Source organism: Campylobacter sp. TTU-622, from assembly GCF_016598965.1.
Classification (GTDB): Bacteria; Campylobacterota; Campylobacteria; order Campylobacterales; family Campylobacteraceae; genus Campylobacter_D.
Genome location: NZ_JAENKR010000007.1, coordinates 18,744 through 30,219 on the forward strand (window position 1 = coordinate 18,744; position 11,476 = coordinate 30,219).

Here is an 11,476-nt window from a genome sequence, read left to right on the forward strand (position 1 = left end):
AAGTAAATAAAGCTATAATTTTTTAAAAAACTTAAGGATTTAAATGAATTTTATAAGCATAGAACAAGCTATTGAAGATCTAAAAGCAGGAAAAATGCTTGTAATGGTAGATGCAGAAGATAGAGAAAACGAAGGAGATATTATTTTTCCAGCCGAATTTAGCTCAAAAGAAAAAGTAAATTTTACTATAAAAGAAGCAAGAGGGGTTGTATGCGTTGCTTTAAGTGAAAAACTAGCCAAAAAATTTGAACTTCCTTTAATGGTTCCAAATAATACTTCCAATCACGAAACAGCTTTTACTATAACCATTGATGCAAAAGAAGCAACAACTGGAGTTAGTGCCCATGAAAGAAACATGACTATAAAACTTTTAACAGATGAAAATGCAACAGCACAGAGTTTTGTTCGTCCAGGGCATATAAATCCTTTAGTAGCTAAAAATGGTGGAGTATTAGAACGCACTGGACATACTGAAGGTAGTGTTGATTTATGTCGTTTAGCAGGACTTAAAGAAGCTTGTGTAATTTGTGAAATTGTTAAAGATGATGGAGATATGGCAAGACGTACTGATTTAGAAGAATTTTGTCAAAAACATAATCTAAACATGATCACAGTTTCTGATCTGATAGAATATCGGTTAAAAAATGAAAGTTTAATTGAATTAATCAATCAAAGTTCTAGTTCTCTTGCAGGTTTTGCAGCACAAAAATACGAATTTAAAGATCATAATGGCATTACACATATTGTTTTTTCTTTTAAAGAGCCACAAAAAATTGAAAATGTAAAATTTCATTCAAGCGGAAGCGACTTTGAACTCCTTACTTCTGATAAATTTTCTACATTATTAAAACAAATAGAATTTTTATATCAAAATGGTGGCCTTATAGTTTTTATGCAAGGAGAAAAAACACAAGCAACTCAGGTTAAAAACTATGGAATTGGAGCACAAATTCTTAGATATTTTGGGATAGAAGAAATAAATTTAATATCACAAAGCCATGATAAAGATTTTATAGGACTTAAAGGTTTTGGACTTAATATTAAAACTTGCAAAATAGCATAAAAATGCTATTTGCTTGCTTTTTCTATGTATTCACCTCTTGTGGTATCCACTCTAATTATCTCTCCTTCTAAAACATGAAAAGGAATTTGAACAACGGCACCTGTTTCTAAAGTAGCTGGTTTTTTATTAGAACCTTGAGTATCACCTTTAAAATTAGGTGCTGTTTCTATGATTTTTAACTCTACAACTTGAGGAACTTCAACACCAATTGCCTTGCCATTATGAAATAAAACTTCTACCATCATACCATCTAAAAGCCATTTTTTAGCTTCACCCACATCATCTTCTGTGATAGCTACTTGCTCATAAGTTTCAGTATCCATAAACTGACAATTTTCACCGTCATCATAAAGATATTGCATTTTTTTATTCTCTAAATTTGGAGCTTCGCACTTATCTCCCGCATGAAAAGTCTTTTCAAGGACTTTACCATCAATAAAAGATTTTATTTTTATGCGTACAAAAGCAGGACCTTTACCTGGTTTTACATGCTGATATTCTACTATCTTAAAAGGAATACCATCAATTTCAATCTTTAAGCCTTTTTTTAAATCACCCATCGAATAAGATGCCATAATCATTCCTTATATGAAAAATAAATTTTATTTTATCAAATTTTATTTTATATACTTATAAAAAATTTATTTTCAAAACAAGAAATTTTAGTTAAAATTATACAAAGCATAGCAAATGCTCGCTTCATTATTATTTTAATGAAGAGGAAAGTCCGAGCTGCAAAAGACAAGAATTCCATCTAACAGATGGCTAGGGCAACCTAAGGGAAAGTGCAACAGAAAACAAACTACCACTAAGTGGAAAAGGTGAAAAGGTGAGGTAAGAGCTTACCAGCGATTTTAGTAATAATTTCGGCTTTGTAAACCCAATTCGCAGCAAGAAGGGATGGTTTAAGTCTTTAGTTGGACCCTTCGCTTGATTTTGTTTGTAAAAACAAAACTAGATAAATGAGCATTCAAGACAGAACTCGGCTTATAGCTATGCTTTAGTATATTCTAAAGCTCTTTTAAATTTATGAATTTCTTTAGCGGCTATATCTTTTTTGCTGATAATAAGCCTTATTGCTTCTTCGGTTAAAGCTTTAACTTCTATTAGTTTTTCATTATCCATATTGCGTGGAAAATTATCTACAAGCTCTTCTAAAATACTGATATTTTCTTCAATTAAAGCAAGTTTAAATTTATCAAGCCAAGTTTTCATTATTATGAACATCTCTCCAAGCTTCTAAAAGACCTTTTACAACATTGATTACTTCATCTACTCTTGCTTCATTATTTTCCAAATTTGCTAAAGATAAAAGTTGAATCTCTCTTGTATAAAGACCACTTAAATAATGTGCTACGTCTCCACCTTTTTCATAATCAAGATTATCAATAAGCTCTATAAAAATAGCCGTAGCTCTTTTTACATAATAAACTCTTTGTTCTATATCTTCATTTTTAATAGCAAATTTAATTCTTGCACAAAAACGTAAAATTCCCTCATAAAGCATTTCAATGAGCTTTTGTGGAGATTCTATCCCCACTTGATTTTGAGAATAAGCATTATAGGCTAAATTATTTTGCATCTTATATTCCTTAACTATTTTGATTATTCATGGCATTAATCATATTTGTTATGGTATTAAGCTGTGTATTTAATTTATTTAAAATACTTTCATATTGCAAAAATTGATTTTGCATTGTTTCATATTTTGAATCAATTAAAGATTGAGTTGATTCTTTAGATTTTGTTAATGATTTTGTTTCATTAGTTAAACTTTCATCAAGCTTAGTTAAAGAACCATTAGTTCCTGTCATACCTTGAAGCTTGCTTTTAAGCTGTGCAAAAACTCCAAGTCCTTCAACTGGCTCTGAAATTACAGTAGTATTTTTTAAACCAAATTGTTTAAGAAATTCATCATCTCCTTTGATTGTTAAATCAGAACCATTATCACTACTAAATTTTATAACAACACCTTGTTTTCCATCTTTATTAACTTCTTCAAGTTTAACATTTAATCCATCTATATTTAAACTATTAATATGCTGAACCAAATTTTGCATTTGTTCTTCTTTGGTATCACCTGTAAGAACAAAATCTTTTCCGTCTCTAGTTTTTGATAAATCATAAGTTTGATTGTTAAAAACTATAGTAAATTTACCTTTTTCAAATTTAATTTCTTTTTCGCTTTCTGATAAAGTTTTAGTTGTATCGCTAGTTTCTACCAAATCACCTGTATAATTGATATCTTTGTATTGAGTAATACCAGCAAAAAAACTTTCAATAAAACTTGGATCTTCATTCATTTTTTCTTCAAAAGTTGATTGAGAAAAGCTCAAGGTTCCAGAATCACTTAAACTAAGTCCATAATCTTGCAAAGAAACCATTACCTTAGAAGGAATTTTATTACCATTTGCATCTTCAACAAAACCATCAACAGATTGAGTTCCAAAAAGTGTTGAAATAATAGTCGATCTTATACTATTTACTTCTGTAACACCCTGTAAAGTTCCCTTTGTTCCTGTTTCACTATTATAATCTGTGGCTGCTTGTAAATTAACTATTAAGTCATTATAGCTATCTACAAGATCATTCATAGCCTTTATGACAGATTCATTATCTTGCTGGATATCAAAATTAATCTCTCCGGTTGAATTTAAAGTCAAAGTTATACCAACGCCCAAGTCTGTTACTGTATTACTCTGACGAATCATTTTAACACCATCTAAAGTAAATTCTGCATTTTGGGCTTTTTGGATATGTAAAGGATTATCAGGATCATCTACTATACCATAACCTGTAAAATTATTTGGATCTATGGTAGTAATATCACCAGAACTACTATCAGATAAAGGTTTATGAAGTTCCCAGCCAAGATTTGAAAAAAGTTTTGAAGCATTTGAATCAACTTGATATAATCCATCTTCATTTTTGAAACCATCAAAAAATCCAATCGCATTATCTTCGCCTGTTTCTTTACTTGAAAGAGTAAGACGATATGGAGCATCTTTTTCTCCGGTGTTAACTATTTTAGCTTGTATATTTCCATCTGTTGCTTGATTAATCTTATCGGCCAAATCTTTATAAGTCGTAGTCTTGTCATAAGTTATAGTATATTGTTTTCCATTTTGAAATAAAGTAAAAGAAGCTTGTCCATCTAAATTTGCATCAACATAGCCACTATCATTTGAAAGACCTTTACTTTGATAAACATCTTTTTGAGCTAATTGGGTTACATTTATTTTCATACTTTGCAAACTTACACCACTATCAGCTGTTAAACTAGCTGGAGGATTAGTAGTTACACTTGCATTTACTTTTCTTTTTGCAAAAACAGTTGCATCACCCAAAGCTGAAACTGCTGTTTGAAAACTTAGGAGTTTTGTTTTAATCTCAGTTAAATCTTTTTGTTTAGTGTTATTTTCTTCAATTTTAGTTGTATATGGTTTTATACGACTTGCCTCATCTGCTGCTTTTAATTTATCAATGACATCTTGTGTTAAAACTCCGGATCCAAAACCTAAACTAGATAAACTTCCAAATGCCATTTAACTCTCCTTATTATAAATTAATCCCAACGCATCCCTAAAATATTCAGCCAATCTCATGGCTTCTTCACTAGGAATTTGACGGATTTCTCTTCCTGTATTTTTTTCAGTAACACTAATATACATAGAGCCTATTTTATCATTAAAAGCAAATCTTATATTTGTATTTAACGAATCCATTTGCTCATTTAAATTTTTAGTAATTTCTGATAATTTTTCACTTAAACCTTCTTGTTGAGTTTGTTTAGAATATTCAGAATTTGTTTGAACTTTCTGAATATTTTCCTCATTGGTTTTATGATGACTTTGAATATTCACATTATTTGATATATCCATTTTAGCAAGCTTAGTTACCTCCATTTTAAAATCCTTTTTAAAATTTTCGCTTTGTCATCATATCGGATTTAAATAAAAAAAATTAATAGTTTATATAGAAATTTATAAACTTACAAAACTACAAGCAAAAAGTATTCTCAAATTTAAAAAATTTCAAATTTTTTGAAAAGTTGTGTATCATTTTTTAAAATTTTACGTAAGATTAGATCATCAATAATTTCTTTGGAGCAAATAGTTTCTTCAGGCCAAGTTCTTTCATAGCCTTCCATTTTTCCTTTAGCACTTGCATCTATAGCTACTACTTTTTCTTTTATATATATATCTCTTTTAGCATCTATATTATTAACAACTCTCCATACTAGCATATAAGGATTTTCTAACCGATTTTCTTTATCTAAAAAAACTAAAATTCTAAAATGCTTTTTAAAATCTAAAAGTTTTTCAAAACTTTCTTTTATGCTTTCTTTTTTATCAAGTAAAATACATACTATAGGATTTTTACTCTCTTTATAAAATTGTTTTAAATCAATAATTTCAAGCTTAGTTTGAAATAGTACTTTTAAATCTTCATCTTCTAATAGTTCCAAACTTTGTATTATCTTCTCTTCAGTAGCATCAAGTCCAGCTTTTCCCCCAAAACAAGCATTAGGAGATGAATGATCTAATTGATCGCAAATTCCTTCGCTAATTAATAAATCTTGACAATCAAATCGATTTAAAATATAAGGGATTAAATTATCATAATCATTTAAATCTGGACCATCTTTATCCACAAAAATAGCGTGTTTTACAAAACTCATTTGCCCTATACCCCAAAAAGCGTGCATAATTTGTTTAGCATGAGCTGGATATTTTGTATCAATCTTTGCTAAGATGAGATTATGAAAAACACCATTTTCTGGCATTTTATAATCAATTAAATCAGGAATACTAGTTTGCAATAAAGGCAAAAATATTCTCTCAGTTCCAAGTCCCATAATTTTATCTTCCAAAGGAGGTTTTCCTACTATAGTGGCTTGATAAATAGCATCTTTTTTAGCATAAATTTTTTCAACTTTCATTACTGGAAAAAGTTCTTGTGGAGTGTAAAAACCTGTATGATCCCCAAAAGGACCTTCGAGTTTAAACTCATCTAAATCTACATAACCTTCTATAACAAAGTCGCTATCATATGGAACATAAATACCATTTTCACAAGGAGTAAGCAAAGCTCTTGTTTTTTTAATAAAACCATAAAGTAAAAGTTCAAAAATCCCTTTTGGCAAAGGGGCTTGGGCACACCAAATATATAAAGGATCTCCACCAATGGCAATGCTTACTGGCATTTTTTTAAAACCTGCTTTTTTATACTCATGATAAAAAAGTGCTCCATCTTTATGAATCTGCCAATGCATTAAAAGTTCATTTTTGCCACTTACTTGCAAGCGATACATTCCAAGATTATTTTGAGTTTTATCTACATTTTGGGTATAAACTTGGCCCATAGTAATAAATTTAGAAGCATCTTTTTGCCAAGTTTTCAAAATAGGAAGTTCTTCTAAAGAATTTAAAGTTTTAAAAGAAAATTTAGAACGTTTAGCACTTAATCTTTTAGGTGGAATATCTTTTAAGGAAAATAAAATCTTAAAAAAATCTATTTTTGCTTTTAGATTTGTAGGGATATGTAATTTTAAAAGCTTTGAAATTTCATCTGCTACCTCCAAATAAGGACGTGAAAAAATTAAATTTAAAGCTTTTTCATTACAAAAAGTATTCATAAGAACAGGGAAATTATAATTTTTATTTTCTTTTTTGCTTATAGGATGAGTAAATAATAAAGCTTTACCATCTTCTTGTTTTTTAGCTTCTATATAAGCAATATATCCCATCTCAAGATCAACATCTATAGGTTCTTCTATAATTTTTAACAAATCATTTTGTTTTAAAATTTTAATGAAATTTTTCATTATATCATTGCCTCTGCTCTTTTTAATAAATCTTTAGCTCCTAATTTAATAAATTTTAAAGCTAATTCTTCTCCTGCATTTTGAAAATCGTTTTTATTGATTGTAAAATCTTCTTTTAGATATTCACTTGCATCAGGAAGTCCTAAAATAGCTCTTATATGAATTTTATCTTGAAATAACTCAGCATTAATTCCAATAGGAACTTGACATCCGCCTTCTAAAACTCTAATAAAATCTCTTTCTATAGTAGTTTCTATAAATGAATTTTCATCATTTAAGCAATCAAGCAAAGAAATAATTTCAGGCACATCAAGAGCTTCAATTCCTAAAGCACCTTGTGAAGCAGCAGGTATCATTTCATCTTTTGAAAAAATGCTTATATAATTAACTAAAGAATTTAATCTTAATCTTTTTATCCCAGCTAAAGCTAAAATGATTGCATCAAATTCGCCATTTTTTAATTTGTCTATACGAGAATTTACATTACCTCTTAAAGAAATAATATTTAAATCAGGTCTTAAAAGCAAAAGTTGCATTTTACGTCTTAAACTTGTTGTTCCTACTTTAGCATTTTGAGGTAAATCATTTAAAGTAGGATATTTTTGAGAAAGCATAGCATCATTACTCTCTTCTCTTTTTGAAATTGCTACAAGCTTTAAACCTTTTGGAAAAAAACTTGGCACATCTTTTAAGCTATGAACTGCTAAATGTGCTTTTCGTTCAAGCATACTTTGCTCGAGTTCTTTTGTAAAAAGTCCTTTGCCACCTATTTTTGCCAAAGGAGAATCAAGCAAAACATCTCCTTTTGTTTTAAAACCTTCTAGTATAACTTTAATTTTATGTTCTTTTTCCAAAAATGATTTTACCCATTCGCTTTGCCATAAAGCTAATTGACTTTTTCTTGTAGCAATAATTAATTCTTTCATTTATTATCCTCTATTATCTCAACATCAATAATATCATCATTGCACGAATTCTGTTTTGTATTAGCCTTAAATGAATTTGTATTAGTGCTTATTTTTAACAAAATGCCAAAAATAAATATTAAGATTCCTAAAATACTACTTAAAATTCCTGGAAAAATGAGTAAAAAACCAGAAATCACAAAAGAAAATTGTATAAACATATTTTTAAAACTATCGATATGAAATTCAAGCAAATTCTTCCAAAAAATTCCCAAAATTACAATACCACAAACCATACTAATTAAAACAAAAGCTAAAAAATTACCAAGACCAAAAACAACAATAAATAAAATCGTAAAAAATATTTCAAGTAGAATTAAAGGGGTTAAACTTAATTTAAATTTCATAATACTATCTTTTTTATAAGTTCTAAAGCTTTATTAGCATCAATTAATTCTTTTTTTAAGCCTTTTCTTTGAATTAATTCAATCTTATTTTCTTCAAAATTTTTTCCTATAACTAAAGCATAAGGAAATCCCATAAGTTCAAAGTCATTAATTTTAACTCCAAAACGTTCATTTCTATCATCTAATAATACTTTAATACCTTCTTTTTTTAAATTTTCATAAAGATTATTAGCATATGCAACTACTTTTTCATCTTTTATATTTGAAATAATAATACTCAAATCAAAAGGACTTAAAATTTTATTCCAAATACAACCTTTATCATCATAACTTGCTTCTATAGCTACAGCAACTAAACGACTTACTCCTATGCCATAACATCCCATATAAAAGGCTTGAGCTTTGCCATTTTCATCTAAAAAATTAGCATTCATAGATTTAGAGTACTTTTGTCCTAGTTTAAAAATATGACCTACTTCAATTCCTTTGCTTTTTTTTAATTTAGCGCCACACTCTATACAACAATCTCCTTCTTTTACTTCTACTAGATCTTTAAAACGATTTTTATTTAAATTTACAACATCAATACCTATTAAATGATAATCTTTTTCATTAGCTCCTATAATCATTTGTTTTTCATTTTCAAGTTCTTGATCTATGTAAAATTCAATATCTTTAAGCCCGATAAAACCAATAAATCCTGGACAAAGTCCTACTTCAATAAGCTCTTCTTCTTTAGCATCTTGCAATTCTAAAGCATTGATAGCATTTAAAGCTTTTACCTCTTGAAGTTCATCACAACCTCGTATAAAAAACACAACAATTTTACTTTCATTTTCATAAATAGCTTTTTTTGCAATAGCTTTAATAGTATAAAATTCATTTATTTTAAAAAAATCAGCTAATTCTTTAATGCTTTTAATATTTGGCGTATGAAATTTACTTGCATAATTAGCTTCTGGTCTTTCATCTTTACATTCTTTTTTTGCTCTTTTGGCAACCTCAATATTTGCAGCATAAGTACAATTTTGACAAGTCAAAATATCATCTTCACCATTATCTGTTAAAACCATAAACTCCTTAGATCCGCTTCCTCCAATAGCTCCGCTATCTGCATTTACAACACGAAAATCAAAACCAAGCCTTGTAAAAATTTGACTATAAGTTTTATACATTAAATCAAATTCTTCTTGTAAATCTTTCTCGCTACTATGAAAACTATAACCATCTTTCATTAAAAATTCACGACATCTTAAAAGTCCAAATCTAGGTCTTGCTTCATCTCTAAATTTTAATCCTATTTGATAAAGATGCAAAGGAAGTTGTTTATAGCTTGTAATTTTGTTTTTAACTAAAGAAAGTATTGCTTCTTCGTGAGTTGGTCCTAAAACAAATTCATTTTCTTTTCTATCTTTAAATCTTAACAATTCTTTACCAAAAACATTATACCTACCACTTTCTTTCCATAAATCTGAAGGAGTAATAAAACTAAGACTTAATTCTTGCGCTCCTGCTTTATCCATTTCTTCTTTTATAATTGTTTTAATTTTTTCTAAAACCATTTTCCCTAAAGGTAAAAAATTATAAAGACCACTTCCAATTTGCTCAATAAAACCTGCACGTGTTAAAAAAATATGGCTAGGCAAAAGTGCATCTTTTGGATTTTCTTTTGTTGTAGGGGCATAAAGTCTGCTAAATTTCATCCTCTTCCTTTGCATTAAATTCACATTTATATTGATTTAAATTTAAATCTTCTAAATCATTTTTTATATCAAAAACATAGCGCATAGCATTAATTATAGTATCGCTTTGAATTTTACCTTGCATTTTCTTTAAATTTATAGTTGGAGTGTGTAAAAAAGCTTTAAAAACTTGATGAATAAGTTTTTGAGCCTCTTTAAAATCTGATTTTTTAAGATAACCTTTATTAAGTGCTATTTCAAGCTGTTTAATAGCACATTCTTTTGCTTCTAAACGTATAGCTTTAATAACTGGCATAATAGCCAAATCATTTAAATACTTAAAAAATTCATCTGTCATTGCATTTACAATTTTATAAGCTGCTTGAGCTTCATATTCTCTTGAAATTAAATTCTTTTTAACAACTTCTTCTAAATCATCTACAGAAAAAACTTTAATCTTATCATTTTCTTCAAGTTCAATATCTCTTGGGACAGCAATATCAAAAAAATAGCGTTTAAAATCTACTTCTTGTAACAAATCTTTTGTTATAATTGCATTACTTGCATTTGTAGCAGAAAAAAATAAATCGTATTTATTAATATAGGAAGACAATTGACTTAAATGATCAAAATGACTTGATTTTCCTAAATCTTCGCACAATCTTTTTGCTCTTTTTAAATCTCTATTTAAAATAATGACTTTAGCTCCAGCAGAAATCAAATATCTAGATGCCAACTCACTCATTTCTCCTGCGCCAATTACTATTGCTTTTTTTTGACTTAAATCAAAGAATTCTTTAGCCTTTGCAACACAAACAGATGCTACAGAAATTGGGTTTTTAGAAATTTGAGTTTGATTTCTTACCTTTGCAGCACACTTAAAAGAAAAATGCATTATTCTAGAAAGATGTATTGAACAAAATTTATTTTCAAGTGCAAAAATAAATGCATCTTTAAGTTGTTTTACAATTTGAGTTTCTCCAACAACCAAACTATCTAAAGAACTGGCAACGGCAAAAAGATGATGCACTGCATCAGTATCTTCATAAATATCTGCTTTTTCAAAAAGAGTTTGAGAATCTATATTACAAAATAAAGATAAGGAAGAGATTATAAATTTATCAATTTGATTTTTATTTTTAGCAAAAACTAAAATTTCAATACGATTGCAAGTACTGATAATTAAGCTCTCTTTTATATTTTCATTAGCACAAATAATACTAAGAAATTCCTCTTTTTTAGCATTATTACTAAAGCTTAATTTCTCCCTTATAGAAATATCAGTATTTTTATGCGTAAAACTGACGCAAAAATAATGCATTAAAATTCCCTACTTATCATATTATCAATAATTTCATTTAAAGAAGTTTTATTATAATTTTCAATTGCTTTTAATGCTTGATCTCCATATGATCTAGCTTCATTAAACACCTCTTCTAGAATTTGATTTTTAGCCATTTGTTCTTTTACCCATGTAATCTCATCCTTATTTAATTCTTTTTTAAAAAAGCTCATTAACGTTTTTTTATCAACATCATTTAATTTTTTATAAAGATATATATAAGGTAATGTTGTTTTCCCTTCTTTAAAGT

The 11,476-nt window shown here is 28.2% G+C and carries 11 protein-coding genes, 1 other RNA gene and 1 pseudogene; 2 read left to right on the plus strand and 11 right to left on the minus strand.

Annotation, left to right across the window (positions count from 1 at the left end):
• Window positions 1-43: 43 nt before the first annotated feature.
• Window positions 44-1,063 carry a bifunctional 3,4-dihydroxy-2-butanone 4-phosphate synthase/GTP cyclohydrolase II gene (locus JG677_RS01750; RefSeq protein ID WP_200169696.1) on the plus strand — a complete coding sequence of 340 codons (1,020 nt, stop codon included), beginning with the start codon at window positions 44-46 and terminating at the stop codon, window positions 1,061-1,063.
• Window positions 1,064-1,068: 5 nt separating this feature from the next.
• Here JG677_RS01750 and efp read toward each other — a convergent pair whose 3' ends face one another.
• Entirely contained in the window at window positions 1,069-1,638 is a 570-nt protein-coding gene (efp, locus tag JG677_RS01755; protein WP_200169694.1) for an elongation factor P, read from the minus strand.
• A gap of 103 nt (window positions 1,639-1,741) precedes the next feature.
• Between efp and rnpB the strand changes: the two genes are divergently transcribed.
• An RNA gene (rnpB, locus tag JG677_RS01760) (RNase P RNA component class A) lies at window positions 1,742-2,069 on the plus strand.
• Here the strand turns inward: rnpB and JG677_RS01765 are convergent.
• The 10 genes and pseudogenes from JG677_RS01765 to JG677_RS01810 all read right to left on the minus strand — a co-directional run.
• Complete coding sequence (locus JG677_RS01765) at window positions 2,057-2,278, minus strand: hypothetical protein (RefSeq protein WP_200169692.1); 222 nt, start codon at window positions 2,276-2,278, stop codon at window positions 2,057-2,059. The two genes, rnpB and JG677_RS01765, sit on opposite strands and share 13 nt — an antisense overlap.
• A complete protein-coding gene (gene fliS / locus JG677_RS01770; protein ID WP_200169691.1) occupies window positions 2,262-2,645 on the minus strand; it encodes a flagellar export chaperone FliS in 384 nt (127 codons plus the stop codon). The genes JG677_RS01765 and fliS overlap by 17 nt, the downstream gene beginning before the upstream one ends.
• A 10-nt stretch (window positions 2,646-2,655) precedes the next feature.
• The gene (gene fliD / locus JG677_RS01775; RefSeq protein WP_200169689.1) at window positions 2,656-4,608 is read right to left on the minus strand and encodes a flagellar filament capping protein FliD; all 1,953 of its coding nucleotides are present in this window, start codon (window positions 4,606-4,608) and stop codon (window positions 2,656-2,658) included.
• Window positions 4,609-4,968, minus strand: a complete 360-nt coding sequence (locus JG677_RS01780) for a FlaG family protein (RefSeq protein ID WP_200169687.1) — start codon at window positions 4,966-4,968, stop codon at window positions 4,609-4,611.
• Window positions 4,969-5,087: 119 nt separating this feature from the next.
• Window positions 5,088-6,890 carry a menaquinone biosynthesis decarboxylase gene (locus tag JG677_RS01785; protein WP_200169685.1) on the minus strand — a complete coding sequence of 601 codons (1,803 nt, stop codon included), beginning with the start codon at window positions 6,888-6,890 and terminating at the stop codon, window positions 5,088-5,090.
• Window positions 6,890-7,816, minus strand: coding sequence for a hydroxymethylbilane synthase (hemC, locus tag JG677_RS01790; protein WP_200169683.1), 927 nt, complete (start codon window positions 7,814-7,816; stop codon window positions 6,890-6,892). The genes JG677_RS01785 and hemC overlap by 1 nt, the downstream gene beginning before the upstream one ends.
• Window positions 7,813-8,202 (minus strand): integral memnbrane protein, encoded by a 390-nt coding sequence (locus tag JG677_RS01795; protein WP_200169681.1) that lies wholly within the window; start codon window positions 8,200-8,202, stop codon window positions 7,813-7,815. Before JG677_RS01795 ends, hemC begins: the two co-directional genes overlap by 4 nt.
• Window positions 8,199-9,905: a proline--tRNA ligase gene (locus tag JG677_RS01800; RefSeq protein WP_200169679.1), complete on the minus strand. Its 1,707-nt coding sequence runs from the start codon at window positions 9,903-9,905 to the stop codon at window positions 8,199-8,201. The genes JG677_RS01795 and JG677_RS01800 overlap by 4 nt, the downstream gene beginning before the upstream one ends.
• Window positions 9,895-11,205, minus strand: coding sequence for a glutamyl-tRNA reductase (gene hemA / locus JG677_RS01805; protein ID WP_200284862.1), 1,311 nt, complete (start codon window positions 11,203-11,205; stop codon window positions 9,895-9,897). The genes JG677_RS01800 and hemA overlap by 11 nt, the downstream gene beginning before the upstream one ends.
• Window positions 11,205-11,476, minus strand: a pseudogene (locus JG677_RS01810) (polyprenyl synthetase family protein); the annotation flags it as partial. The gene hemA and the pseudogene JG677_RS01810, both read right to left, overlap by 1 nt.

Coding starts and splice junctions, on each gene's coding strand:
- JG677_RS01750 (WP_200169696.1), top strand. CDS start 44: ATGAATTTTATAAGCATAGAACAAGCTATTGAAGATCTAAAAGCAGGA.
- efp (WP_200169694.1), bottom strand. CDS start 1,638: ATGGCATCTTATTCGATGGGTGATTTAAAAAAAGGCTTAAAGATTGAA.
- JG677_RS01765 (WP_200169692.1), bottom strand. CDS start 2,278: ATGAAAACTTGGCTTGATAAATTTAAACTTGCTTTAATTGAAGAAAAT.
- fliS (WP_200169691.1), bottom strand. CDS start 2,645: ATGCAAAATAATTTAGCCTATAATGCTTATTCTCAAAATCAAGTGGGG.
- fliD (WP_200169689.1), bottom strand. CDS start 4,608: ATGGCATTTGGAAGTTTATCTAGTTTAGGTTTTGGATCCGGAGTTTTA.
- JG677_RS01780 (WP_200169687.1), bottom strand. CDS start 4,968: ATGGAGGTAACTAAGCTTGCTAAAATGGATATATCAAATAATGTGAAT.
- JG677_RS01785 (WP_200169685.1), bottom strand. CDS start 6,890: ATGAAAAATTTCATTAAAATTTTAAAACAAAATGATTTGTTAAAAATT.
- hemC (WP_200169683.1), bottom strand. CDS start 7,816: ATGAAAGAATTAATTATTGCTACAAGAAAAAGTCAATTAGCTTTATGG.
- JG677_RS01795 (WP_200169681.1), bottom strand. CDS start 8,202: ATGAAATTTAAATTAAGTTTAACCCCTTTAATTCTACTTGAAATATTT.
- JG677_RS01800 (WP_200169679.1), bottom strand. CDS start 9,905: ATGAAATTTAGCAGACTTTATGCCCCTACAACAAAAGAAAATCCAAAA.
- hemA (WP_200284862.1), bottom strand. CDS start 11,205: ATGCATTATTTTTGCGTCAGTTTTACGCATAAAAATACTGATATTTCT.